A 25,152-nucleotide genomic window follows, 5' to 3' on the forward strand; every position below is an offset into this window, starting at 1 on the left:
CAGGCGGTCTTCTATAAGCGCAGGTAGTGGTCGGCGAGCAGCGCGGCGAACAGCAATGATAGGTAGACGATGGAGAAGCGGAAAGTGCGGCGTGCCAAGGCGTCACTGTAGTCCCGCAACAGGCGCCACGCGTAGTGCACGAAACGCAGGCCCAGTGCCACGGCGGCCACGAGGTAAATCCAGCCGCTCATGCGGATCGCGAAGGGCAGCAGCGTCACACCGAACAGCGCGCAGGTGTACAGCAGCACCGACAAGCGCGTGTAGGCGGCGCCGTGGGTCACCGGCAACATCGGCAGTCCGGCGCGGGCGTAGTCCGCGGTGCGATACAGCGCCAGCGACCAGAAATGCGGCGGCGTCCACGCAAAGATGATCAGGAACAGCAGCAAGGCCTCGGCGGTGACCTCGCCCGACACCGCCGCCCATCCCAGCACCGGCGGCATAGCGCCCGAGGCACCCCCGATCACGATGTTTTGCGGCGTCCGCGGCTTCAGCAGCAGGGTGTAGATCACCGCATAGCCCACGAAGGTCGCCAGCGTCAGCCACATCGTCAGCGCATTCACCGCCTGGTACAGCACGCTCAACCCGAATCCGCCCAGCACGCCCGCGAACACCAGCACTTCCGCGGAATGCAGTTCGCCGCGGGGCAGCGGGCGGTTGCGGGTACGCGCCATGCGCGCATCCAGCTGCTGCTCGATCAGGCAGTTCATCGCCGCGGCGGCGCCGGCCACGCACGCGATGCCGACCGTGGCGGCGAATACCCGCAGCGGATCGGGCAAGCCATCGGGCACCGCCAGGAACATGCCGATGACCGCGCAGAACACGATCAAGGCATTGACGCGGGGCTTGGTGAGCACATAAAAGGCGTGCGCCCGCCGCCCCAGACCATGATGTGCGAGGGTCAGGGTTTTCATGATGGCCTCCCGTTTTCTGCGCGCCGCAGCGGCGCGAACTGCAGCGCGGGCGACCGGCGCGACACCGCCTCGCCGCCCGCCCGCCAGTTGATCCACACCATGACGCCCACCAACAGCGCCGCGCCGGCGTTGTGCGCCGCCGCCAAGGGCAGCGGCACCGCCAGCAGCACGTTCGCCACTCCCAGCGCAAGCTGCATCAGCACCGCAGCCATCAGCACCCGGCCGGCCACGGCGTCGCGCCGCAGCAGCAGCCCGGCGAGCAGCAGCAGGAAGCCGCCGGCCACTGCGGCGCCCACGCGGTGCGCCCAGTGGATCGCGGTCAGCGCGGCGAGCGGCAGCAACTCGCCGTCTGCCGTCATGCCCAGCTCGCGGCGTAGATGGAAGGCGTTGGCGTAGTCGGCCTCCGGCCAGGCGCTGCCATGGCAACCGGGAAAATCCGGGCAGGCCAGCGCGGCATAGTTGGTGCTGGTCCAGCCGCCGAGTGCAATCTGGACGGCCAGCAGCGCCAATCCCACGCGTGCGCACAGGCGCAGGATCGGGCCGTAGCCCCGGCTGGCCCGTGCCGCCCCCCAGGCGCGCAGGCTCACCCAGCTCAGCAGCCCGAGCAGCGTGAGTCCGCCCAGCAGGTGACTGGTCACGATGGCCGGCTTCAGCAGCAAGGTCACTGTCCACTTGCCCAGCAGCGCCTGTATCACCACCACCCCGACCAGCCCGATCGCGGCGCCTGCCGCCACCTCGGGCAAGCGGCGCAAGCGCCACGCCAGCACGGCGATGGCGACGATGAGCAGGCCGAGCCCGCCCGCCAGATAGCGGTGCACCATCTCCTTCCACGCCTTCGCCGGACTCACCGGCCCGTGGGGGTCCGCTGCATGCGCCGCGCCGATATCCTCGGCGGCGTGGTGCGGCGTCAGCCGGCCGTAGCAGCCCGGCCAATCGGGGCATCCAAGGCCCGCGTCGGCCAGCCGCACGTAGGCGCCGAACACCACCACCAGCGCGGTCAGGCACAGCGCGGCCAGCACGAGGCGGCGGTAGGCTTTCATCGCGATGCGCCTCCGCGGCCGAGCTGCGAGTACTTGAGCAGGCGCTCCAGGTCCTTCGCCATCCCCCGGGTCAGCGCGTCGGCGCCTTCTAAGCGGGGCGCCCGGTAACGCAACATGGCGTTGCCCAGCGGATCGACCAGATAGATGCGGATGGCGTCGGTGCCGGCGAGCGGCGGCTGCCATGCGTCCGGAAGGCGCGCCAGGCGCAGGTCGGGATGCGCATCGAGCACCGCCGGCAGCGCCCGCCCCTCTCCATCCACCAGCCACCCCAGCGCCACCCGCCCCTGCTCCTTGCCCTGCATCAGTCGGGCCTGACGCATGGCATAGAGCGCGTCGGCGCAAAGGCGGTCGCACTCCGCTGGCGCCACCATCAGCAGCGTCCAGCGGCGCTCGAAATCGGCGCGATGCAGCGGGGCGGCCTCGCCCACCGGTGCAAGCGGAACATCCGCCAGGGCCACCGGCGAAATCAACTCGCCGTGATTGACGCGCCCGCCCGGCTGCCACAGATAGAACGCCAGGTAGGAGGCGATCACCGGCAGCACGCACACCGCGGCGAGCAGCAACAGGGTGCGGCGGCCGCGCCACACCGCGTCGGGCGAGGGCTGCGGGGCCGGGCGCAGCGGATCAGACGCGAGCGGCATGACCGTCACGGTGCCTCCCCCGGAAAATCCGCCAGCCGTAACGCAGCGTCAGGCCCGCCGCCAGCGCCGCCAGCCCGTACCACTGCAGGGCATAGCCGCGGTGGCGCTCGATGCCGGCATCCGGCTGTGGCCAGTCGCGCACCAGCCCGTCTGCCGAGGGCGACGCTTGCTGCACGATCCACTCCGCAACGGCCACACCCGTCTGTGCGCGGTAGTGCGCCAGGTCAAGGTATTGCCACAGCCGGCCCTGCCCCGGCGAGTCGGCCAGCGTAAAGGGCGAATGCTGCGGCAAGCGCACCACCCCTTCCAGTTCCGCATCCTCGCCCGCGGGCGGCACCGCCGGAAGCTGGCGCCGATCGATACCCGCCGCAACCCATCCACGATTGACCAGCACGCTGCCGGAGCCGTCCGCCAGTTCCACCGGCGTCAGCACGTGGAAACCCGGGCGCCCGTTGTAGCTGCGGTTGTCGAGATAGACCGTGGCGTGCGCCAACCACCGCCCGGTGATGCGCACACGCTGCCACTCCTCGGCGGTGGCGGTTGCCGGCAGCGCGCGGGCGCCCGCGGCGGCCCGTTCGGCGGCTACCCGTTGCAGCGCCGCCTTTTCGGCGGCGCGCCGCAGCTGCCAGTTGCCGAGCTGCAGCGTCAGCATCGCCAGCGCAAAGCCGGCCAGCAACGGCAGCAGAAGCTGGAACGCGCCCTTCATCGCGCGCCGATTCCCCTAAACTGAAGCTGAATCTCCGGGAGTTCCGCCATGCGCATCGTCGTCATCGCCTTCCTCGTCCTGATCGTCGCCAGCCTCGGCTCCGCCCTCGCCTTCCTGATCCGCGACCGCGGCCGCGGCGAGCGCACCGCGCGTGCGCTGGCGCTGCGGGTCGGGCTGTCGATCACCCTGTTCACGCTGCTGATGGCGGGCTTTGCCACGGGCCTGATCGACAGCAAGCTGTGATCCCGCCCCGCCGCTACAGCCAGTAGACGACGACGAACAGGAACAGCCACACCACGTCCACGAAGTGCCAGTACCACGCCGCGGCCTCGAAGCCGAAGTGGCTATCCGGGGTGAAGTGGCCGGCCATCGCGCGCGCCAGCATCACCGTCAGCATGATGGCGCCCACGGTCACATGCATGCCGTGAAAGCCGGTGAGCATGAAGAAGGTCGAGCCGTAGATGCCGGTGTCCAGCCGCAGGTTGAGTTCGGCATAGGCGTGGATGTATTCGTAGGCTTGCAGCGCAAGAAACACCGCGCCCAGCAGGATCGTGACCAGCAGCCCGAGCTTGAGCTGGCCGCGGTTGCCCTTCAGCAGGCCGTAGTGCGCCCAGGTGAGGGTCGCGCCGGAACTGAGCAGGATCAGCGTGTTGATCGCGGGGATGCCCCACGCGCCCATCGGCGTGAAGTTTTCCGCCGCGTTCGGCCCCGCGTTGGGCCAGGCGCCGTTGTAGCCCTGCCACAACAAGGAAAGGTTGTCGCCCGACGACAGCGCCGGCACCGCCAGCACGCGCACGTAGAACAGCGCACCGAAGAAGGCGGCGAAGAACATCACCTCGGAGAAGATGAACCAGCCCATCGACCAGCGGAAGGCGGTATCCACCTGGTGCCCGTACTTGCCGGACTCCGATTCGCGCACGACGGTGCCGAACCAGCCGAACAGCATGTAGATCAGGATCGCGATGCCGGCGAAGAACACCCACGGCCCGGCCGGCACGTGATTGACCCACAGCGCCGCGCCGGTGCCGAACAGCAGCAGCGCCACCGAGCCGAAGATCGGGAATTTCGACGGCTCCGGCACGAAATAACGTTCGAGTGCTTCGGTCATGGTTGCCTCCTTGCCGCAGCCCTCCCACAGGGAAGGCGCCCTAGCCCACCACCCAGTACACCAGCGTCAGCAGTCCCAGCACGAACACCGCGCCGGCGAGGATGCCCGCCACGATCACCGCGACCGGGTTCAGCGCCCGCGCGTCCTCTTCATAACCGCGCCGTTTGCGCACGCCGAGGAAGGACCACAGCACCGCGCGCAGCGTGGCGAAAAAGCCGGCCCGCGGCCTGTCATCCACCACCGCCGCCCGCTACCGCTGCCATCTTGCGGCCCTGGATTTCGAAGAAGGTGTAGGACAGGGTCACCGTCGTCACGTCTTCGGGCAGGGTCGGATCGAGCACGAACACCACCGGCATCGTGCGCCGTTCGCCGGGTGCCAGCGTCTGCTGCTGGAAGCAGAAGCAGTCGAGCTTGCGGAAGTAACGCCCGGCCTGCTGTGGTCCGTAGCTCGGCACCGCCTGGCCGGTCACCGTCTGCGCGCGCACGTTCGCCACCTCGTAGTCGACGCGCACGAGTTCGCCGGGATGGACGCGGACCGAGGTCTGCGCCGGACGGAACTGCCACGGCAGGTCGTGCAGGTTGGCGTCGAACTGCACCAGCACGCTGCGCTTGCGATCCACCTGCGTGTTGGCGGGCAGCGCATCGGGCTTGACGATGTTGTTGATACCGGTGACCTCGCAGATCTTTTCGTAGAACGGCACCAGCGAGAAACCGAATCCGAACATCACCACCGCGGCCAGACCCAGGCGCCACAGCAGGCGGCGGTTCTCCAGCGTCAGCGGCAGCGGGTGGTGGGCCTGCTTCATAGCCCGAACATCCTGTACTTGACGATCACCACGCAGAAGAAGACCAAGGCCAGCAGCGCATGCGCCAGCGCAAGGCGGCGATTGGCGCGGCGGCGGTCCAGCGGCTTGTCCACGTGTTCTCCTCCTTTCGGCCCGGTTCAGGCCACCACCGGCGGATGCTCGAAGGTGTGGTGCGGCGCGGGCGACGGCACCGTCCATTCCAGCCCCTCGGCCCCCTCCCAGGGCTTGGCCGCGGCCCGTTCTCCGGCGCGCATCGACTTCACCACGACCGCGATGAAGATGAGCTGTGACAAACCGAAGCCGAAGGCGCCCACCGTGGCGAGTGCGTTGAAATCGGCGAACTGCAGCGCGTAGTCGGGAATCCGCCGCGGCATGCCCGCGAGGCCGAGAAAGTGCATCGGGAAGAAGGTGATGTTGAAGAACACCATCGAACTCCAGAAGTGCAGCTTGCCCAGCCGCTCGTCCGGCATGCGCCCGGTCCATTTCGGCAACCAGAAATAGGCCCCCGCGAACAGCGCGAACAGGCTGCCGGCCACCAGCACGTAGTGGAAGTGGGCCACCACGTAGTAGGTGTCGTGGATCTGGATGTCGATCGGCGCGATCGCGCAGATCAGCCCGGTGAAACCGCCGATGGTGAACACGAAGATGAAGCCGGTCGCCCACAGCATCGGCGTCTCGAAGCTGAGCGCGCCGCGCCACATCGTCGCCACCCAGTTGAACACCTTCACCCCGGTCGGCACGGCGATCAGCATCGTCGCGTACATGAAGTAGAGCTGCCCCACCACCGGCATGCCGGTGGAGAACATGTGGTGCGCCCACACCATGAAGGACAGGATCGCGATCGACGCGGTGGCATAGACCATGGAGGCGTAGCCGAACAGCGGCTTCCTCGCGAAGGTCGGGATGATCTGGCTGACGATGCCGAAGGCCGGGAGGATCATGATGTAGACCTCCGGGTGGCCGAAGAACCAGAAGATGTGCTGGTACATCACCGGGTCGCCGCCGCCGGCGGCGTTGAAGAAGCTGGTGCCGAAGTGGCGGTCGGTCAGGATCATGGTGACCGCGCCCGCCAGCACCGGCATCACCGCGATCAGCAGGTAGGCGGTGATCAGCCAGGTCCAGCAGAACAGCGGCATCTTCATCAGCGTCATGCCGGGCGCGCGCATGTTGAGCACGGTGACGATGATGTTGATCGCGCCCATGATCGAGCTGAGGCCCATGATGTGGATGGCGAAGATCGCCATGTCCATGCCCATGCCCATCTGCACCGACAGCGGCGCGTACAGGGTCCACCCCGCCGCGGTGGCGCCGCCCGGCACGAAAAAGGAGCCGAGCAGCAGGATCGCCGCCGGCGGTAGCAGCCAGAAGCTCCAGTTGTTCATGCGCGCAAAGGCCATGTCGCTGGCGCCGATCATCAGCGGAATCATCCAGTTCGCAAAGCCGACGAAGGCCGGCATGATCGCGCCGAACACCATCACCAGCCCGTGCATGGTGGTGAGCTGGTTGAAGAACTCCGGCTGCACGATCTGCAGGCCCGGCTGGAACAGCTCGGAGCGTATCGTCAGCGCCATCACCCCGCCGGACAGGAACATCACGAAGCTGAACAGCAGGTACATCGTGCCGATGTCTTTGTGATTGGTGGTCGTCACCCACCGCATCAGCCCGGCGGGCGGATGGGGATGACCATGCAACTGTTCCGGGGTGACGGCAGCCATTTGCGGAAATCCTCCTCGAAGCGGCGCGGCGCCTGCGCGGCGCCTCAGCCCTTGCGACCGGCCTTGATGTCGGCGGGCTGCACGGCCTCGCCGGTGGCATTGCTCCAGCTGTTGCGGGTGTAGGTGATCACCGCGGCGAGATCCGCATCCGACAGCTGCGGCCCGAACGCAGCCATCGCCGTGCCCGGGCGACCGTGCAGCACCACGTCGATCTGCCCGTTCTTGTCGCCCAGCACCAGGGCGGAGCCATCCAGCGGCGGGAAAGCCGGCGGCAGGCCCTTGCCGTTTTCCTGATGGCAGGCCTGGCAGTTGGCGGCGAACACCTTCTGCCCGCGGGCGACGAGTTCGGCCAGCGCCCATTCGCGGCTGTCGTCCGCACTCAGGGCCGCGGCGCCGGCGCGCTGCTTCGCCACCCAAGCGGTGTAGGCCTCGGCGGAAACGACGTGCACCTCGATCGGCATGAAGGCGTGCTCGCGCCCGCACAGCTCGGCGCAGCTGCCGCGATAGACGCCTTCCTTGTCGGTGCGGAACCAGGTGTCGCGGATGAAGCCGGGAATGGCGTCCTGCTTGGCGCCGAAGGCAGGCACCCACCACGCGTGGATCACATCGTTGGCGGTGGTGATGACGCGGATCTTCTTGCCCGCGGGCACCACCATCGGGTTATCGACCTCGACCAGATAGTTCTCGCCCTTCGGGGCCTTGCCCTCGATCTGATCGCGCGGTGTGGACAGCGCGGACAGGAAGCGGATGCCCTCGCCTTCGCCCTGCAGGTAGTCGTAGCCCCATTTCCACTGGTAGCCGGTGACCTTGACCGTGATGTCGGCTTCCGAGGTGTCCTTCATCGCGATCACCGTGCGGGTCGCGGGCCACGCCATGCCGAGCAGGATCAGCACCGGCGCAACCGTCCAGGCGATCTCGACCGCGGTGTTCTCGTGGAAATGGGCGGCGGTGGCGCCGCGCGATTTGCGGTGGTGGATCACCGCCCAGAACATCACGCCGAACACGCCGATGAAGATCAACAGGCACAGCAGCAGCATCAGCGTGTGCATGTCGTAGATGTGCGCCGCGATCTCGGTGACCGGCGGCTGCAGGTTGAAACGGCTCGGGCCGACATCGGCCATGACGCACTGCGGCAAGGCCAGCGTCAAAGCCGGGGCTGCGGCTGCGATTCGAACGGCATGACTCATGGGCACCCCCGAGTAATGCAGCTTCGACCAATGAGCCTGCGGCCATGACCGCCATGGATGACCTTGCCATCCCGGCGCCACAACGGATCGATGTCTCCTCCACCCGCTGTACTGCCATGGTCCGGCCGGGCCGGAACGGTTCTGGGCGCGGCCGCCGCACTTTTCGTTGTTTGCGTTTGGCGTATGCCGGACGCGCCGCTCAGTCGAACCGATCATGCCATAGCGAATTTGGCGGTCGCAACACGGTTTTTTGACTCAGATCAACATATTGCACCGCAAAACACGCTAGGCAGCCCGCGCTGCCAACGCCTGTACCGGCACGCTCAGGGTTTTCCCCGAGGCGGCGATATTGCGCCGCAACATCGCTACCTCGCCCCCGGAGCGGCCGTTCAGCCGCGCCGGATGCGCTCGATCAGGGCGGTGGTCGATCGTTCGACTTCGAACGGAATGGAATGAACACTGCCGCCCCAGCCCCGCACCTCGGCCGCGCCGACGATGCGCTCGGGCGCCCAGTCGCCGCCCTTCACCAGCACCTCGGGCCGTGCCTCGAGGATGCGCGCGAGCGGCGTGTCCTCGTCGAACCAGGTCACCAGGTCCACGCAGCCCAGCGCCGCCATCACCGCGAGCCGGTCTTCCAGCGGGTTCATCGGGCGGTCCTCACCCTTGCCGAGGCGGCGCACCGAGGCGTCGGTGTTGAGCGCCACCACCATCGCCGCACCGAGCGCGCGCGCCTGGGCGAGGTAAGTGACGTGGCCGCGGTGCAGGATGTCGAAGCAGCCATTGGTGAAGACCAGCGGCCGCGGCAGACCCGACGCCCGCTCGGCAAGGGCTTCGGGCGGGCAGATCTTGCGTTCGAAATCGGGGCGGGAGTAGCTGGCGCTGCCGGCGGGCGTGGTCATAGGGCGTGCCTTCGGTTCGTTCGGGATGCCGCCGGAGCTGCGGGCGGAGGGCGGCATTCTAGCCGGGCGCGGGCAAGGTCAGCCCGCCGGCAGCGGCTCGTAGTCGCCGCCCGGCGGGTCGGAAGGCGCCGCTTCACGCTCGTCGAGGGCGGCAAGGTGGCGGGCGGCCTTGGCGGTCTGTTCAACCGCGCGGCGCAACAAGCTGGCCAGGCGCAGGCGCTCCTGCATCTCGCGGATGCCGAGTTGCGCGTGCGCGCCAGCGCCGAGCAGGCCTTCCTTCAACCGGTCGTACTCCGCCTCCATCTCGGCCAGCACCACGTCGACCCGCAGCGCGGCGAAATCGGCCGCCCCGCAATCGGCGACCGCCGACAGGCGTTCGGCCGAGTGGGCGAAGGCGCGCGCCGCGGTCGCCAGCGGCAGCGTCGGCATCGGCCCCAGCTGGGCGGCCAGCGCCACCGCGTAGCGGCAGCAATCCGCCACGTTCTGCTGGTATTGCAGCACCCGCAGGCTGCGCGCCAGGCGGTCCGCCAGCACCAGCGGCACCACCGCGGCGTTGATGCGGCCGCAGTAGCCCCCCACCGCGCCCGCGAGCGCGCCGAGCGCGGCGGCATCCCGGTTCACCGCCGCTTCATCCGGCGCGGCCGACGCGGCGTTCCGCAGGCAGGCAAGCGCCAGCGCCTGCGTGCGCCCCAGTTCCATCCGCAGCGCGCGCAGCGCCAGATCCGGCAGGCCAAGCGTGCTCGCATCCAGGAACTGCGGCCGCGCGAGCGCTTCCTCGGGGGTACGGAAATGACGGCCGAGCCAGTCGAGCAGGCGTCCGGCCGCGGGCACCATCAGCAGCACGCCGAGCACGTTGAAGGCGGAATGGAACAGCGCGATCGTCAGCGCGGGCGTCAGCGGCTGCCCCAGCCAGCCGCGCACCACGCCCAGCAGCCCGATCAGCCCGGGCAGCAGGATCAGCGCGACCGCGCCGGTGACGAGGTTGAAGAACACGTGCGAGGCCGCCAGCCGGCGCGCGTTGGCGGTGGCGCCGATAGCCGCGACGATGGCGGTGAAGGTGGTGCCGATATTGGTGCCGATGACCATCGCGCACGCCGCCTCGATGCTCATCAGCCCGCTCTGCGCGGCGGTGATGACGAGGGCGATGACCGCGCTGGACGCCTGCATCAGTACCGTGAGCACGGTGCCGACCGCGACCAGCATCAGGTAACCGCCCCAGCCCGGCGCGATGAACGTGGCCAGGTCCAGATGCGCGCCGACGCCGGAAAAGCTCTCCTTCAGCACGTCGATGCCGAGGAAGAGCACGCCGAACCCCGCCAGGGCCTGCCCCAGCGCGCGCAGGCGCAGAGCGCGCCCGGCCAGCAGCAGCGCGGCGCCGACGCCGACGATGGGCAGCGCGAAGGCATCGATCTTGAAACCGAAGCCGAGCGCCGCGACCAGCCAGACGTTCATCGTGGAGCCGACGTTGGAGCCGAAGATGACCCACAGCGCGTTGCGCAGCGACAGCAGCCCGGTATTGACGAAGCCGATGCTGGCGACGGTGACGGCGGTGGAGGACTGCACCAGCGAGGTGATCAACACGCCGGCAGCGAGGCCGCGCGCGGGCGTGGAGGTGGAGCGCTCCAGCAGGTCTTCCAGCGCGCGGCCGGCGGCCAGCTTCAGGCCGTCGGTCAGCAGGTGCATGCCGAGCAGGAAGAGCCCGATGCCGCCGAGCAGGCCGCTGGCGGCGGCGGACAGGGACAGCGCGGGCAGGAGGGCGGGGGCGGTCGTCTCCAGGATCGGCCTCTTGTTGTTGGTGGGCCCCGCCGCGCCGGGCGGGTGCCTGCCCCCGACTCTACACCGCCGCGCGGCTTACAACATCTGGCCGCCGCGCAGGTACTTCAGGTGCCAGGACAGCGCCTCGTCCAGCAGGTGCGGCGTCTGCTTGCCTTCGGAGTGCATCAGCGAGCGCTTGTAGTAATCCATCAGCGCCGGGCGGAAGTGCGGGTGCGCGCAGTTGTCGATGATCACGCGCGCGCGCTGCTTGGGCGACAGCCCGCGCAGGTCGGCCAGGCCCTGCTCGGTCACCAGTACCTGCACGTCGTGCTCGGTGTGGTCCACGTGCGACGCCATCGGCACGATGCAGGAGATGTCGCCGCCCTTGGCCTGCGACGGCGTCATGAAGATCGAGATGTAGGCGTTGCGCGCGAAATCGCCCGAGCCGCCGATGCCGTTCATGATCCGCGTGCCCATCACATGGGTGGAGTTCACGTTGCCGTAGATGTCGGCCTCGATCATGCCGTTCATTGCGATCACGCCGAGGCGGCGGATCAGCTCCGGATGGTTCGAGATCTCCTGCGGGCGCAGGATGATGCGCTCGCGGTAGCGCGCGAGGTCGGCATTGAGTTCGGACAGCGCGGCCGGCGACAGCGAAAACGCGGTGGCGGAAGCGCAGCTGAGCTTGCCCGACTTGATCAGGTCGAGCATGCCGTCCTGCAGCACCTCGGTGTAGGCGGTGAGGTTGTCGAACGGGCCCTCGTTGAGCCCGGCCATCACCGCGTTGGCAATATTGCCCACGCCCGACTGCAGCGGCAGCAGGTTGGGCGGCAGGCGGCCCTTCTTCACCTCGTGCTCGAGGAATTCGAGGATGTGACCGGCGATGCGGCGGGAGTTCTCGTCCGGCGCGGAAAACGCCGAGTTGCGGTCCGGGGTATGGGTTTCGACCACCGCGATGATCTTGTCCGGGTCGCAACGCAGATAAGGTTCGCCGATGCGGTCGTCGGTCTTCAGCAGCGGGATCGGCTTGCGGTACGGCGGCAGCGCGGTGCCGTAGTAGATGTCGTGCATCCCTTCCAGCGCCGGGTTTTGCCAGCTGTTCACTTCCAGGATGACCTTGTCGGCCTGATCCAGCCAGGTCTTGTTGTTGCCCACCGAGGACGACGGCACCAGGCGGCCGTCCTCCAGGATGCCCGCCACTTCCACCACCGCCACGTCGAGCTTGCCGAGGAAGCCGAACCACACGAACTGCGCGACCTGCGACAGGTGCATGTCGAGGTATTCCATCTCGCCGGCATTGATGCGCTTGCGACAGGTGGGGTCGGACTGGTAGGGCAGGCGCAGCTCCACGCCGTCGACCATCGCGAGCGCGCCGTCGAGTTCGGGCGCGGTGGAGGCGCCGGTCCATACGCCGATCTTGAAGTTCTTGCCGTTGAGGTTGGCATCCATGATGCGCTTGGCGAGCGCGGCCGGCACCGCCTTGGGGTAGCCGGCGCCGGTGAAGCCGCTCATGCCGACATTCACCCCGGACGGGATGAGGGCGGCGGCGGCCTCGGCGGACATGATCTTGTTGCGCAGACGCGGCGAGAGGACGCGGTCGGCGTTCGGGTTGGAAAGCGAGTTGGACATTCTGGTATGGGCCTGGGCCTGTAGGTCTGACACGGCGCTCCCTCCAGGAACGCCACTTCTGCCTCCTCGCTCCCGCCCTGCGCTGTCGGTCCGCGGCACGGGACCGCGGAAGGGGAGATTCCGGCCTGCTGGCCGTGTTGTGATGGCGGCACAGGCGCGTCATCCACCGCGCCGGCCAAGCGCGGAATTATAGAAAGCGCCCATTCGGTAGCGTATGGAAAAAGCTGATCGCGGCATTAGCGGGAGACGCGGCGCCGCGGCCCGGGAAACTCAGCGGGGGGGCGGCACAGGGCGGGCGGCCCGCCAGGCGCGGACCGCCGCGGCGACATCGTCGAGCCCGTCGAACAGGCGGACGCCCTCGGGCTGGCGGCGCTGGCCCCGCAGCGCGGAACCGCCCGCCCACAGCGCCACTTCGGGCGGCAGCGCGTCGCGCAGCTGGCGCAGGGCCTCCAGCGCACGGCGCGGCGGATAGGCGGCGCTGAACGACAGCCCGACCACGTCGAAGGCACCGGCCTGCGCGGCGGCGGGAATGTCGGCGAGCGGCGTTTGTGTGCCAAGGGAGACGCAGTTCGCGCCCTCCGGCACCAGCGTCGCCTCGACCATCAACAGACCGAGCACGTGCAACTCATCGGGCAGCGTCGTCAGCAGCACGCGCGGCTGCCCGGCAGCCAGCGGGTGGGACACGATGGCGCCACGCAACACGTTCTGCACCTGCTCGGTGTAGAGGTGCTCGTCGGCCACATCGAGTTCGCCCCGCAGCCAGGCCTCACCCACCGCCTCGTTGAGCGGCGCGACGGTTTCGGCGACGAAGCGCTGCAAGCCCTGCTTGAGCAGCAGTTGTTGCAGGGCGACCGCGAGTTCGGCGCGGCGATGCAGGCACACGTACTGCAGCAGCGACGGCTCCACCGCTGCGCCGCCCTCGGCGGCGGGCGCGCGCGCCGCGTCGAGCAACGCCAGCAGGGTCTCCGTGTCGGCCGCGACGATTGCCGCCGGCCGTTTGCCGAAGTCGAGCAGGCGGCGGATCAAGCGCAGCTTGTCCACCTGCTCCGGCGGATAGAGGCGCTCCCCCTTGGCATCGCGCACCGGCACCGGGAAACCGTAGCGGCGCTCCCAGACCCGCAGCGTGTCCTTGGCGAGCCCGGTGTCGCGCTCAACCGCAGCAATTCCCATCGCCCCTTCGACCCTGGACATCTCTTTCATTTTGTCTTGGACAAACTGCTTCATTTCGATTGACAAGCCCGCACTTGAAACCTATCTTAGGGACGTAAATCGAGTCTGTCTAGGACAAACGTCGCAACACCAGCATCACGGGAAATCATCCCGATTGCCGCTGCCTCCTCCGTAGCTTCGCCAGGCGGATGGGGATGTCGGACAGGTGCAGGAGGATCGTTGGCGCGGCGTTCGGCATTCAGGATGCTCGCTCTATTTGTCCAGGACAAAAACGCAACACCTACCGTACGAACAGGGAGCTGAACCGTCATGCAACGCGAGGACTTCATCGCCGATCACCGCCGCCCGACCCGCCGCGTCGCGGTCGTCGGCGCGGGCATCGCCGGACTCGCCAGCGCCTGGCTGCTGTCGCAGCGCTATGCGGTCACCCTGTTCGAGGCTGGCGACTATCTGGGTGGCCACACCCACACGGTCGACGTCGAGATCGACGGCCGGCCCGCCGCAGTCGATACCGGCTTCCTCGTCTTCAATCGGCGCACCTACCCGAATCTGTGCGCGCTGTTCGAACTGCTCGGCGTCGAGGCCACGCCCAGCGACATGAGCTTTGCGGTGAGCCTGGAGCGGCCGGCGCTCGAATGGGCGGGCAGCAACCTGGCGACGCTGTTCGCGCAGAAGCGCAACCTGATGCGGCCCGCCTTCATCCGCATGGTGGCCGACATCGTCCGCTTCAACCGCGAGGCCACGCGCATGGCGATCGCCGGCTGCGAGCCGGGCCTGAGCCTGGGCGACTACCTGGACCGCGAGCGCTATGGGCGCGGCTTCCGCGACTGGTATCTGTTGCCGATGGCGGCGGCGATCTGGTCCTGCCCAACGCGCGCGATGCTCGGCTACCCGCTCGCCACCTTCGTCCGCTTCTGCCACAACCACGGCCTGGTGCAGATCCTGCGGCGGCCGCAGTGGCTGTCGGTGCGGGGTGGCGGGCGCAAGTACGTGGACAAGCTGATCGCAGGGATGCCGGACCTGCAGTTGCAGATGCGCACGCCGGTAAAGCAGATCGAACGGATGGAAGACGGAGTGCACGTGCTCAGCGCGCGCGGCGCACAGTGCTTCGACGAGATCGTGCTCGCGTGCCACAGCGATCAGGCCCTCGCGCTGCTCGGCCGCGACGCCAGTGCGGAAGAACGTCACCTGCTCGGCGCCGTGCGCTACCAGGACAACGAGGCGGTCTTGCATACCGACACCGCGCTGCTACCGCGCCGCCGCAGCACCTGGTCGGCGTGGAACTACCTGGCCGGCGAGGGCCGCGCGGACGACCGCCCGGTGTCGGTCAGCTACCTCCTCAACCGCCTTCAGCCGCTGCCCTTTTCCACGCCGCTGGTGCTGTCGCTCAACCCCTTCCGCGCACCGGACCCGCGCCACGTCATCGACCGCTACACCTATGCCCACCCGGTGTTCGACCAGCGCGCGATCGAAGCGCAGGCCCGCCTGCCGCTGCTGCAGGGCCGGCGCCGCACCTGGTTTGCCGGCGCCTGGACGGGCTACGGCTTCCACGAAGACGGCTTGAAGTCGGCGATGGCCGTGGCGCGGGGGCTGGACGTCGCCATCCCGTGGCAAACCGCCACCGCCGCCGGCGCGCGCGCGGGCATCGTCACATGAGCGCCGCCCTACCCGCGCCGCGCAGGCGCGCGCCCTCTCCCTCCGAAAGCCGCTCGCATGACGGCAAGCGGGGCCTCCAGTGAGCGCCCTCGCCCCCAGCGTCTGCTTCGGCGCGGTCATGCATGAACGGCACGGCGCGGCGGCCAACCGCTTCGTGTATCGCGGGGCCTTCCTGCGCCTGCCGCTGAGCGCACTGCCCACGCTGCGGGTGCCGCTGCTCGGCACCGAACGCGCCAACCTGTTCTGGGTGCGCAACGCGGACCACGGCGCGCGCGACGGCAGCCCCTTGCTGCCGTGGGTGCGGTCGCTGCTCGCGCAGCACGGGCTGGCGCCCGCGTGCGACGGCGAAGTGGTGCTGCACACCATGCCGCGCGTGCTCGGCTACGTGTTCAACCCGGTCAGCTTCTATTACTGCCACGACCGCAGCGGTGCGCTGCGCGCCGTCATCGCCGAGGTGAACAACACCTTCGGCGAACGCCACAACTACCTGGTCCATCACGACGACCTGCGGCCGATCCTGCCGGCGGACCAGTTGCTCGCGCGCAAGGTCTTCCACGTGTCGCCCTTCTTCCCGGCGCGTGGCGAATACCGCTTCCGCTTCAGCACCCACGGCGCGGTGCATACCGTCGCCATCGACTACTGGGAAGGCGGCGAGCGCCGGCTGAGCACCCGCGTCAGCGGCAGCGCGCGTCCGCTGTGCCGCGCCAGCCTCATGCACTGGCTGCTGCGCCAGCCGCTCGCCACCTTCGCCGTCCTTGCCCGCATCCATTGGCAGGCGCTGCGCCTGGTCGTCAAAGGCGCCGCCTTCCACCGCAAGCCCCAGCCCCCACTCGAGGAGACCAGCCGATGAATGCCGCCGAATCGCAACTCCCCCGCCCCGGCGTCCTGGAGCGCCCGCCCGCGGGCGCGGCGGGGCTCACCGGGCAAGACGCCGCACTGCCCCGTGGCGCGCGCCTCGCGCTGGACATGCTGGACCGCATCGAAGGCGGCAGCGTGGCGCTGACCCTGCCCGACGGCGGCACCTACTGCCTCGGCCGCGGGCCGCAACGCGCCCACCTGCGGGTGCGCGACCTCGGGATGTTCGACGCCGCGCTGGCCCACGGCGACATCGGCTTCGGCGAGGGCTACATGGAGGGCGACTGGGACTGCGCGGATGGCGACGAACTGGCCGCGCTGCTCGGCCTGCTCGCCACCAACCGCAAGGTGCTGGACACCGCCATCCGCGGTCGTTTCCTGCGCCTGCTCGGCCACCGCCTGGCCCATCTGTTCAATGCCAACACCCGCAGCGGCGCGCGGCGCAACATCGAGGCCCACTACGACCTCGGCAACCGCTTCTACCGGCTGTGGCTGGACCCCACGATGTCCTACTCGGCCGCGCTGTTCGCCGACGGCGACGACCAGCCCGATGCCGACCGTCTGGCCGAGGCCCAGCGGCGCAAGTACCGCCGCGTGCTCGACCAGCTGGGCGCCCGCGCGGGACAGACCGTGCTCGAGATCGGCTGCGGCTGGGGCGGCTTCGCCGAGGTGGCGGTGCAGGAGTATGGCTGCCGCGTGGTCGGCCTCACGCTGTCGCCCGCCCAGCTTGGCTATGCGCAGGCGCGCGCGGCCGCGGGCGGTTACGCCACCGAGGCGGAATTCCGGCTGTGCGACTATCGCGACGTCGAGGGGCGCTTCGACCACATCGCCTCGATCGAGATGATCGAGGCGGTCGGCGAGGCTTACTGGCCCACCTATTTCCGCCAGATCGCCCGCCTGCTTGCGCCCGGCGGCCGCTGCGTGGTGCAGGCGATCACGATCGACGACGCGCTGTTCGCGCGCTATCGCCGCGGCACCGACTTCATCCAGCGCTACATCTTTCCGGGCGGCATGCTGCCGGCGCCTGCGCAGATCCGCCGCCACAGTGCGCGCGCCGGCCTCGCCATCACCGACGACTTCGGCTTCGGCGACCACTACGCCCGCACGCTGGCGTGCTGGCGGCAGCGCTTTGACGCGCAGGGCGAAGCCCTGGCACGGCTCGGCTTTCCGGCGCGCTTCACGCGCATGTGGCGCTTCTATCTCGCCTACTGCGAAGCCGGCTTTCGCAGCGGCGACCTCGACGTACGCCACTACACCTTCTCGCGGCGGGGCTGACCATGTGGCCCGCGGTTCGCCTCCGCCTGACGCCGACCGGCCCACTGCGGCGCGCGCTGGCCGGCATCGTGCTGGCGGGATGCGCCGCCGCGAGCCTGGCGACGCCCGGCGTGCGGCTGCCGGCCGCGGTGGATGCGCTGGCGGGCGGGCTCGCGCCGCGCGGACAGGCGGAACTGCGCTGGTTCGGGCTCAAGCTGTATGACGCCGCGCTGTGGACCGCCGGCCCGTACTGGATGGCCGACGGCCCGCATGCGCTGGAGATCCGCTACGCGCGCGACATCCGTGGCTCGCGGCTGGTCGACACCAGCATCGACGAGATCCGTCGCCTCGGTCACGACGATGAACGCCGCCTCGGCCAGTGGCGCAGCGCGCTGGCGGCCGTGCTGCCCGACGTCAGCGCCGGCGACACCCTGGTCGGGCTGCACCTGCCCGGGCGCGGCGCCCATTTCTGGCACGGCGAGCGGCCGCTCGGCGCGATCACCGACCCCGCGCTGGCGCAGGCCTTCTTCGCCATCTGGCTCGATGCACGCAGCCGCGAGCCGGCGCTGCGTGCGCAGCTCCTCGGCGCCGCGCCGCCAGCGCGCTGACACGGACCGCAGCCGATGGCCGCCGAGCCCGCCACCACCCTCGCCGCCGAGGCCCTCCCCGCGGCGACCCGCCGCCGCGCGCAGGTGCTGGCCTACGGCGCACTGGGCCTGCCGCTGGCCTTCGCCGCGCTGCCCATCTATGTGCATGTGCCGCGCCTGTATGCCGACCAGCTCGGCCTGCCGCTGGCGGCGGTGGGCGCGGTGCTGCTGCTCACCCGCATCATCGACGCCGCGAGCGACCCGCTGATCGGCCGCGCCTGCGACCGCTTCCGCCGCCGCGCGGTGATCGTGCTGGCACTGCCGCTGCTGGCGGCCAGCCTGCCGGCACTGCTCGCCCCGCCGCCGGACGCCGGGCTCGGCTGGCTGGCGACGATGCTGGTGCTGGTGTCGCTCGGCTACTCGCTCGCCAGCATCGCGTATCACGCCTGGGGCGCCGAACTCGGGCAGGACGCGCATGAACGGACCGTGGCGGTGGCAAGCCGCGAAGCCTGCGCGCTGGTCGGCGTGATGCTCGCCGCCGCGCTGCCGACGGTGCTCGACCGCGATGCGGCAGTGGCGCTTGGCCGACTCGGGATGCTCTTCCTGCCGCTGCTCGCGGCGGCCGCGCTGCTGACACTGCTGTTCGGCCCCGCGGAGCGCGCCGGCCATCATTCGCCCGCGGCCGGCACCGCCGCGCGCCCCGCGACGCTCGCCGACCCGGTTCTCGTGCGGCTGCTGGCCGTGGTGGCCGCCAATGCGATCGCGGCCGCGGTGCCGTCCGCCACCGTGCTGTTCTTCGTCGCCGACGTGCTCGGCGCGGACCGCCAGGCCGGGCTGTTCCTGCTGCTGTACTTCGCCGCGGCCGCCGCCGGCCTGCCGCTGTGGGTGGCGCTGGCGCGCCGGCTGGGCAAGCTGCGGGCATGGGCGCTGGCGATGGCCGGCGCGGTCTTGGTGTTCGCCTGGGCCGCCGCGCTCGGCCCGGGCGACGCCGCCGCATTTGCCGCGGTGTGCGTGCTCTCGGGCCTCGCCTTCGGCGCCGACCTGGCGCTGCCCGCGGCATTGCTCGGCGATCTGCTCGCACGCGACGGCCGCAGCGGCGCCGGCGCCTGCTTTGGCTGGTGGAACTTCGTGGCCAAAGCGAGCCTCGCGCTCGCCGCCGGCATCGCACTGCCACTGCTCGGCTGGCTGGGCTACAGCCCGGGGGCGCAGGACGAGGCGGCACGCGACGCGCTGCGGGCCGTGTATGCCTTGCTGCCGGTCGCGCTGAAGTGCGTCGCACTGGCCCTGCTGTGGCGCTGGCGCGGCTGGCTCGACCCCTGCCCCGCACCCGAACCCCGCTCCCCGGAGGAAACATGATGACGCCACTCTCCCGAAGCCGCCGTGTGCTCGGCGCGCTGCTGTGCTGCGCCACGCTCGGCCTGGCCGGCTGCAGCAGCATCGACGTGCAGGACTACCGCAGCGAACGGCCGCAGCTCGACCTGCGCCACTACTTCAACGGCCGGCTCGACGCGCACGGCATGTTCCAGGACCGCGCCGGCAAGGTCGTCAAGCGCTTTCACGTGGCGATGACCGCGAGCTGGCAAGGCGACACCGGCACGCTGGACGAGCGCTTCACCTATTCCGACGGCACCACCCAGCGCCGGGTGTGGACGCTGACGCCCGCGCCCGACGGCGGCTGGATCGGCCGCGCCGACGACGTGATCGGCGAAGCGCGCGGCGAGATCGCCGGCAACGCGCTGCGCTGGCGCTACGTGCTGGCGCTGCCGGTGGACGGCAAGGTCTATCACGTCGATTTCGATGACTGGATGTTCCTGATGGACGAGCGCGTGATGCTGAACCGCTCGGTGATGAGCAAGTGGGGCTTCCGCCTGGGCGAGGTCACGCTGTCCTTCTACAAACCCGCGGAGTGAGATCGTGATCGGACGCCCGCTCAATCCGCCGCTGACCGACTGGCGCGGCCGCCGGGTGTGGCTGGTGGGCGCATCCACCGGCATCGGCGCGGCGCTCGCACGGGCGCTTGCCGCACGCGGCGCACAGCTCGCGCTGTCGGCGCGCCATCCGGACAAGCTGGCCGAAGCGGCCGCGGCCTGCCCGGACGCGCTGCTGCTGCCGCTCGACCTGAGCCACGAAAACCAGTTCGCCGCCGTGCATCAACGCCTGCTGGCGCAGTGGGGCGCGATCGATGTGGTGATGTTCGTCGCCGGCACCTACCGCCCGCTGCGCGCGTGGGAGCTGGACGCAGCCGCGGTCTACGAGACGATGGCGGTGAACCTGACCGGCACCTTGTGCGGTGTCGCCACCGTGCTGCCACCGATGCTGGCACGCGGCGCCGGTTCGATCGTGCTGGTGGCCAGCGTGGCGGGCTACCGCGGCCTGCCGCGCGCGCTGCTCTACGGCAGTTCGAAAGCGGCGCTGATCAACTTCGCCGAAACGCTGTACCTCGACCTCGCGCCGCGCGGACTCGGCGTCTATCTGGTCGATCCCGGCTTTGTCGCGACCCCGCTCACCGCCGCCAACGACTTCCGCATGCCGGCGCTGATCGACGCCGACACCGCGGCGCGCGAAATCCTCACCGGCATGGCACGCGGCGAGTTCGAAATCCATTTCCCCAAGCGCTTCACCCGGGTGATGAAGGCCCTGGCGCTGCTGCCGCGGCGCTGCTACTTCCCGCTGATACGGCGGATTACCGGAGTCTGATCCGATGGCCGCGGCCCCCGACCTCGACGCCGCCTGCGAGCGCGTCACGCACTTCTACGAAACGCTCAGCCCGCTCACGCTGCCGCAGCTGGACACGGTCTACAGCGCCGACGCGCGCTTCATCGACCCCTTCAACGACGTGCGCGGCATTGCGGCGATCAGCGCGATCTTCCACCACATGTTCGCCGTCGCCGAGGCGCCGCAGTTCCGCGTGGGCCGCCGCTATACCAACGCCACGGCGGCGGTGCTCGGCTGGCGCTTCAGCCTGCGGATCGAGGGGCGGCCGCTGGCGATCGACGGCCTGAGCGAACTCGAGTTCGATGCGGACGGCCGGGTGACGCTGCATCGCGACTACTGGGACGCGGCGGCACTGTACGACCGCCTGCCGTGGGTCGGCCTGCTGACGCGCACACTGCGCCGCCGCCTTGCGGCCGCGTCTGCCCTCAGCGATTGACGTCGACGATGACGCGGCCGCGCACCTTGCCTTCGAGCAGCAGCCCGGCGGTGGTGATCGCCTCGCCCAGGCCGATCTCGTGGGTGATGGTGTCGAGCAGCGCCGGATCGAGGTCGGTCGCGAGCCGCTGCCAGGCCTGCAGGCGTTCCGGCCGCGGGCAATACACGCTATCCACCCCTGCCAGCGTGACGCCGCGCAGGATGAAGGGCGCCACCGTGGCGGGCAGATCCATGCCCTGCGCCAACCCGCAGGCGGCGACGACGCCGTGGTAGCGCATGCTGGCGCAGACGTTGGCGAGGGTATGGCTGCCGACGGTGTCGATCGCCGCGGCCCAACGCTCCTTCGCCAGCGGTTTGCCCGGCGCGGAGAACTGCGCACGGTCGATGATCTCCGCAGCCCCGAGGTGGGTCAGGTAGTCGGCCTCCGCGGGGCGCCCGGTGGAGGCGACGACGCGATAGCCCAGCCGCGCCAGCAGCGCCACCGCAACGCTGCCCACCCCGCCCGCGGCGCCGGTCACCAGCACGTCGCCGGCGGCCGGGGTGACCCCGTGGCGTTCCAGCGCGAGTACGCACAGCATCGCGGTATAGCCGGCGGTGCCGATCGCCATCGCCTGGCGCGGGGTAAACGCCGCCGGCAGCGGAATCAGCCAGTCGGCCTTCACCCGCGCCTGCTGTGCCAGCCCGCCCCAATGCACCTCGCCCACGCCCCAGCCGTTGAGCACCACCGCATCACCGGGCTTGTAGTCGGGATGGCTGCTCTCCTCGACCGTGCCCGCGAAGTCGATGCCCGGCACCATCGGAAAGCTGCGCACCACCGGCACCTTGCCGGTCATCGCCAACCCGTCCTTGTAGTTGAGCGTGGACCACGCGACCCGCACGCGCACCTCGCCGGCGGGCAGTTGAGCCTCATGGACGTCCTGCAGCGTGGCGCGGTAGCCGGTGTCGTCCTTGTCGATCAGGATGGCCTTGAACATCGTCTCTCCTCCAGTGAAGTGCGTGCGGCGCGCGGTTCGGGAGAACCGGCCCTTGGCGCCGCCCCTGCCGAGCGCGAGGTACGGCAGCCGGTCGGGGGCGCCCTCCGTCCATGCGAAAAATATTAGACCGATCGTCTATGAAATAACAAGGAGAATCTGCGCCGGCCCGCGCTGATGCTCCGGCGGCCGGGCGGGTAGCGATTGCCGCTAAAATGCCGGCCGATGTCCGCCTATACCCACACCTCCCCGCACCACGTCCTCGAACACGTCTTCGGCTACACCGCGTTCCGCGGCGAGCAACAGGCGATCGTCGAGCATGTCGCGGCCGGCGGGGACGCCCTGGTGCTGATGCCCACCGGCGGCGGCAAGTCGCTGTGCTACCAGGTGCCGGCGCTGCTGCGCGAGGGCACCGCGATCGTGGTGTCGCCGCTGATCGCGCTGATGCACGACCAGGTGAGCGCGCTGGTGGAAGCGGGCGTGAAAGCGGCCTTCCTCAACTCCAGCCTGGACGCGGAAGAAGCGCGCAGGGTGGAGCGCGCGCTCTATGCCGGCGAACTCGACCTGCTCTACGTGGCGCCCGAACGGCTGATGACGCCGCGCTTCCTCGACCAGCTCGACCACCTGCGCGACACCCACCGCCTGGCGCTGTTCGCGATCGACGAGGCGCACTGCGTGTCGCAGTGGGGCCACGATTTCCGGCCGGAATACCTGCAGCTGTCGATCCTGCCGGAGCGCTACCCGGCGATCCCGCGCATTGCGCTGACCGCCACCGCCGACCGCCAGACCCGCGAGGAGATCGCCACCCGGCTGCGGCTGGAAGATGCGCGCCGTTTCATCTCCAGCTTCGACCGCCCCAACATCCGCTACACCATCGTCGACAAGGACGATCCGCGCCGCCAGCTGCTGCACTTCATCCGCGAGGAGTTTCCGTCCGAGGCCGGCGTGGTGTATTGCCTGTCGCGGCGCAAGGTGGAGGAAACCGCCGCCTGGCTGCAGGAACAGGGCATCAACGCGCTGCCCTACCACGCCGGGCTCGGCCAGGACGTGCGCGCCGAACACCAGACCCGCTTCCTGCGCGAGGACGGCATCGTGATGGTGGCGACCATCGCCTTCGGCATGGGCATCGACAAGCCCGACGTGCGCTTCGTCGCCCACCTCGACCTGCCGCGCTCGATCGAGGGCTACTACCAGGAAACCGGCCGCGCCGGCCGCGACGGCCTGCCGGCGCAGGCGTGGATGGCGTGGGGCGCGCAGGACGTGGTGCAGCAGCGCCGCATGATCGACGAGTCCGAAGCGAGCGAGGACTTCAAGCGCCTCGCGCGCAACCGGCTGGACGTGCTCGTCGGCCTGGTCGAAGCCACCACCTGCCGCCGCCAGCATCTGCTCGCCTACTTCGGCGAGGAGTCCGGCCCTTGCGGCAACTGCGACAACTGCCTCAGCCCGCCGCAGACCTGGGACGCCACCGAGGCCGCGCGCAAGGCCTTGAGCTGCGTCTATCGCACCGGCCAGCGCTACGGCACCGGCCATCTGATCGACGTGCTGCGCGGCGAACGCACCGAGAAAGTGCTGGAACGCCAGCACGAGGGGCTCAGCACCTTCGGCATCGGCAGCGAACTCGACGAAAAGCGCTGGCGCACCGTGTTCCGCCAGCTGATCGCACGCGAATACCTCGCAGTGGATCACGAGCGCTACAACGCGCTCGCGCTCACCGAACTCGCCCGCCCGCTGCTGCGCGGCGAGGCCGAATTCCACCTGCGCCTGGAGCGCGAACGCAGCAAGGGCCGCGGCAAGTCGCGCTCGGCCGCCCGCATGGACATCCCCGGCGGCGTGCCGACCACGCTGTTCGACCGCCTGCGCGCGTGGCGCGCCGCCACCGCCAAGGAACGCAACGTGCCGGCCTACGTCATCTTCCACGACGCCACGCTGCGCGAAATCGCCATCGCCCGCCCGACCAGCATGGCCGAACTCGGCGGCATCAGCGGCATCGGCGACCGCAAGCTGGAGGCTTACGGCCAGGCCATCGTCGATCTGGTGGCCGAGGTCGGCTGAGGCAGCCGACCCCCGAAGAAAAACGGGGCGGGCCCGGATGGGCGCGCCCCGCTTTGCACGACCTGCGCGGCAGGCTTACAGCACTTTCAGCAGTTCGACCTCGAACACCAGCGTCGCGTTGGGCGGGATCACGCCGCCGGCGCCACGCGCGCCGTAGCCGAGTTCCGGCGGAATCGTCAGCTTGCGCTTGCCGCCCACCTGCATGCCCTGCACGCCTTCGTCCCAGCCGCGGATGACGTGGCCCGCGCCGAGCGGGAAGTTGAACGGATCGTTGCGGTCCTTGCTGGAATCGAACTTGCGGCCATCGGTCAGCCAGCCGGTGTAATGCACCGAAACCATCTGGCCCTTCGCCGCGACATCGCCGCTGCCGACTTCGAGGTCTTCGATGATGAGGCCGCTGGCGGTGGTGGTCTGGGTCATGCGCTTCTCCTGATCGGGTCGCCCCGGGTTTGAAAACCGGGATTCTACCCGCTCGCGGCCGTGCCCCGCGGTCAGCGTCCGCCCTTGCGCCGGGCCGCGAACTTCTCGCGGAACTTCGCCACCTTGGGCGCCACCACGTACTGGCAATACGGCTGGTCGCTGTTGTGGGCGTAGTACTCCTGGTGCTCCACCTCCGCCGGCCAGAAAGTGCCGGCGCGTTCGACCCGCGTGGCGATGGCGCGCGGATAGACGCGCGCCTCGCCCAGCTCCTCGATCAGCGCCAGCGCGGTGTGCAGCTGCTCGTCGCCGTTCACGTAGATCACCGAGCGGTACTGCGGGCCGATGTCGTTGCCCTGCCGGTCCATCGTGGTCGGGTCGTGGATCACGAAGAAAATCTCCAGCAGGTCGCGGTAGCTCACCCGCGCCGGGTCGAAGTGGATCTGCACCACCTCCACATGCCCGGTGCCACCCGCGCACACCTGGCGATAAGTGGGCGCCTCTACGTGGCCGCCGCTATAGCCCGAAACCACCCGCTCCACCCCTTCCACTTCGCGGAATACGGCTTCGAGGCACCAGAAACATCCTCCGCCGAGCAGCGCAGTCTGCAACGACGTGTCAGTCGTGTTCGTCATGATCGTTC

At 69.7% G+C, this 25,152-nt stretch carries 26 protein-coding genes; 10 read left to right on the forward strand and 16 right to left on the reverse strand.

What is annotated here, in order from left to right; translation table 11 throughout:
• Positions 1–11: 11 nt before the first annotated feature.
• Genes cyoE through dqs_RS16935 form a run of 4 tightly spaced genes read right to left on the reverse strand, consistent with a single transcriptional unit; the run spans position 12 to position 3,298 of the window.
• Complete coding sequence (cyoE, locus tag dqs_RS16920; protein WP_065341220.1) at positions 12–911, reverse strand: heme o synthase; 900 nt, start codon at positions 909–911, stop codon at positions 12–14.
• Positions 908–1,951 carry a COX15/CtaA family protein gene (locus tag dqs_RS16925; protein WP_065341221.1) on the reverse strand — a complete coding sequence of 348 codons (1,044 nt, stop codon included), beginning with the start codon at positions 1,949–1,951 and terminating at the stop codon, positions 908–910. Before dqs_RS16925 ends, cyoE begins: the two co-directional genes overlap by 4 nt.
• Entirely contained in the window at positions 1,948–2,592 is a 645-nt protein-coding gene (locus dqs_RS16930) for a hypothetical protein (RefSeq protein WP_236778701.1), read from the reverse strand. Before dqs_RS16930 ends, dqs_RS16925 begins: the two co-directional genes overlap by 4 nt.
• Positions 2,576–3,298, reverse strand: coding sequence for an SURF1 family protein (locus dqs_RS16935; protein ID WP_065341222.1), 723 nt, complete (start codon positions 3,296–3,298; stop codon positions 2,576–2,578). The genes dqs_RS16930 and dqs_RS16935 overlap by 17 nt, the downstream gene beginning before the upstream one ends.
• 48 nt (positions 3,299–3,346) lie before the next feature.
• Between dqs_RS16935 and dqs_RS16940 the strand changes: the two genes are divergently transcribed.
• A complete protein-coding gene (locus dqs_RS16940) occupies positions 3,347–3,541 on the forward strand; it encodes a twin transmembrane helix small protein (protein ID WP_011767021.1) in 195 nt (64 codons plus the stop codon).
• 13 nt (positions 3,542–3,554) lie between these two features.
• Here the strand turns inward: dqs_RS16940 and dqs_RS16945 are convergent, their stop codons facing one another.
• The 9 genes from dqs_RS16945 to dqs_RS16985 form a co-directional block, all read right to left on the reverse strand.
• The gene (locus tag dqs_RS16945) at positions 3,555–4,406 is read right to left on the reverse strand and encodes a cytochrome c oxidase subunit 3 (protein WP_011767022.1); all 852 of its coding nucleotides are present in this window, start codon (positions 4,404–4,406) and stop codon (positions 3,555–3,557) included.
• Between the two features lie 40 nt (positions 4,407–4,446).
• A complete protein-coding gene (locus dqs_RS16950) occupies positions 4,447–4,644 on the reverse strand; it encodes a DUF2970 domain-containing protein (RefSeq protein WP_232502193.1) in 198 nt (65 codons plus the stop codon).
• Entirely contained in the window at positions 4,637–5,212 is a 576-nt protein-coding gene (locus dqs_RS16955) for a cytochrome c oxidase assembly protein (RefSeq protein WP_065341223.1), read from the reverse strand. The genes dqs_RS16950 and dqs_RS16955 overlap by 8 nt, the downstream gene beginning before the upstream one ends.
• 137 nt (positions 5,213–5,349) lie before the next feature.
• Positions 5,350–6,927 (reverse strand): cytochrome c oxidase subunit I, encoded by a 1,578-nt coding sequence (gene ctaD, locus dqs_RS16960; protein ID WP_011767026.1) that lies wholly within the window; start codon positions 6,925–6,927, stop codon positions 5,350–5,352.
• Between the two features lie 44 nt (positions 6,928–6,971).
• A complete protein-coding gene (gene coxB, locus dqs_RS16965; RefSeq protein WP_169823524.1) occupies positions 6,972–8,048 on the reverse strand; it encodes a cytochrome c oxidase subunit II in 1,077 nt (358 codons plus the stop codon).
• Between the two features lie 455 nt (positions 8,049–8,503).
• Positions 8,504–9,013, reverse strand: a complete 510-nt coding sequence (gene rfaE2 / locus dqs_RS16970; protein ID WP_011767028.1) for a D-glycero-beta-D-manno-heptose 1-phosphate adenylyltransferase — start codon at positions 9,011–9,013, stop codon at positions 8,504–8,506.
• A 78-nt stretch (positions 9,014–9,091) separates the two neighbouring features.
• Positions 9,092–10,696, reverse strand: a complete 1,605-nt coding sequence (locus dqs_RS16975; protein ID WP_065341225.1) for a Na/Pi cotransporter family protein — start codon at positions 10,694–10,696, stop codon at positions 9,092–9,094.
• A gap of 168 nt (positions 10,697–10,864) precedes the next feature.
• Positions 10,865–12,397, reverse strand: a complete 1,533-nt coding sequence (locus dqs_RS16980; RefSeq protein ID WP_011767030.1) for an acetyl-CoA hydrolase/transferase family protein — start codon at positions 12,395–12,397, stop codon at positions 10,865–10,867.
• A 270-nt stretch (positions 12,398–12,667) separates the two neighbouring features.
• Positions 12,668–13,597 (reverse strand): MerR family transcriptional regulator, encoded by a 930-nt coding sequence (locus tag dqs_RS16985; protein WP_065341226.1) that lies wholly within the window; start codon positions 13,595–13,597, stop codon positions 12,668–12,670.
• 279 nt (positions 13,598–13,876) lie between these two features.
• On the opposite strand from dqs_RS16985, the gene dqs_RS16990 reads away from it, so the two are divergent.
• From dqs_RS16990 to dqs_RS17025, 8 genes are all read left to right on the forward strand, one after another.
• Positions 13,877–15,223, forward strand: a complete 1,347-nt coding sequence (locus dqs_RS16990) for an NAD(P)/FAD-dependent oxidoreductase (RefSeq protein WP_065341227.1) — start codon at positions 13,877–13,879, stop codon at positions 15,221–15,223.
• Positions 15,224–15,302: 79 nt separating this feature from the next.
• Entirely contained in the window at positions 15,303–16,073 is a 771-nt protein-coding gene (locus tag dqs_RS16995) for a DUF1365 domain-containing protein (protein ID WP_179947997.1), read from the forward strand.
• Positions 16,070–17,353, forward strand: a complete 1,284-nt coding sequence (locus tag dqs_RS17000; RefSeq protein ID WP_084018642.1) for an SAM-dependent methyltransferase — start codon at positions 16,070–16,072, stop codon at positions 17,351–17,353. Before dqs_RS16995 ends, dqs_RS17000 begins: the two co-directional genes overlap by 4 nt.
• Positions 17,354–17,355: 2 nt before the next feature.
• Complete coding sequence (locus dqs_RS17005) at positions 17,356–17,940, forward strand: chalcone isomerase family protein (protein ID WP_065341229.1); 585 nt, start codon at positions 17,356–17,358, stop codon at positions 17,938–17,940.
• Between the two features lie 15 nt (positions 17,941–17,955).
• Positions 17,956–19,275 carry an MFS transporter gene (locus tag dqs_RS17010; RefSeq protein WP_065341230.1) on the forward strand — a complete coding sequence of 440 codons (1,320 nt, stop codon included), beginning with the start codon at positions 17,956–17,958 and terminating at the stop codon, positions 19,273–19,275.
• Entirely contained in the window at positions 19,272–19,829 is a 558-nt protein-coding gene (locus tag dqs_RS17015; RefSeq protein WP_084018645.1) for a DUF3833 domain-containing protein, read from the forward strand. Before dqs_RS17010 ends, dqs_RS17015 begins: the two co-directional genes overlap by 4 nt.
• Before the next feature lie 4 nt (positions 19,830–19,833).
• On the forward strand, positions 19,834–20,616 hold the full coding sequence (locus tag dqs_RS17020) for an SDR family NAD(P)-dependent oxidoreductase (RefSeq protein WP_065341232.1): 783 nt from the start codon (positions 19,834–19,836) through the stop codon (positions 20,614–20,616).
• 4 nt (positions 20,617–20,620) lie between these two features.
• A complete protein-coding gene (locus dqs_RS17025) occupies positions 20,621–21,070 on the forward strand; it encodes a nuclear transport factor 2 family protein (protein ID WP_065341233.1) in 450 nt (149 codons plus the stop codon).
• Here the strand turns inward: dqs_RS17025 and acuI are convergent.
• Positions 21,060–22,043, reverse strand: coding sequence for an acrylyl-CoA reductase (NADPH) (acuI, locus tag dqs_RS17030; RefSeq protein ID WP_065341234.1), 984 nt, complete (start codon positions 22,041–22,043; stop codon positions 21,060–21,062). The genes dqs_RS17025 and acuI overlap by 11 nt on opposite strands.
• Before the next feature lie 222 nt (positions 22,044–22,265).
• Here acuI and recQ point away from each other — a divergent pair, with 222 nt between their 5' ends.
• Positions 22,266–24,092, forward strand: coding sequence for a DNA helicase RecQ (recQ, locus tag dqs_RS17035; RefSeq protein ID WP_041642789.1), 1,827 nt, complete (start codon positions 22,266–22,268; stop codon positions 24,090–24,092).
• Positions 24,093–24,167: 75 nt separating this feature from the next.
• On the opposite strand, the gene dqs_RS17040 is transcribed toward recQ, so the two are convergent.
• Together dqs_RS17040 and msrA are read right to left on the reverse strand one after the other, a co-directional pair.
• Entirely contained in the window at positions 24,168–24,512 is a 345-nt protein-coding gene (locus dqs_RS17040; protein ID WP_011767042.1) for an FKBP-type peptidyl-prolyl cis-trans isomerase, read from the reverse strand.
• Between the two features lie 71 nt (positions 24,513–24,583).
• Entirely contained in the window at positions 24,584–25,144 is a 561-nt protein-coding gene (gene msrA, locus dqs_RS17045) for a peptide-methionine (S)-S-oxide reductase MsrA (protein WP_011767043.1), read from the reverse strand.
• Positions 25,145–25,152: the final 8 nt, after the last annotated feature.

Source organism: Azoarcus olearius (genome assembly GCF_001682385.1).
Taxonomy (GTDB): Bacteria; Pseudomonadota; Gammaproteobacteria; order Burkholderiales; family Rhodocyclaceae; genus Azoarcus; species Azoarcus olearius.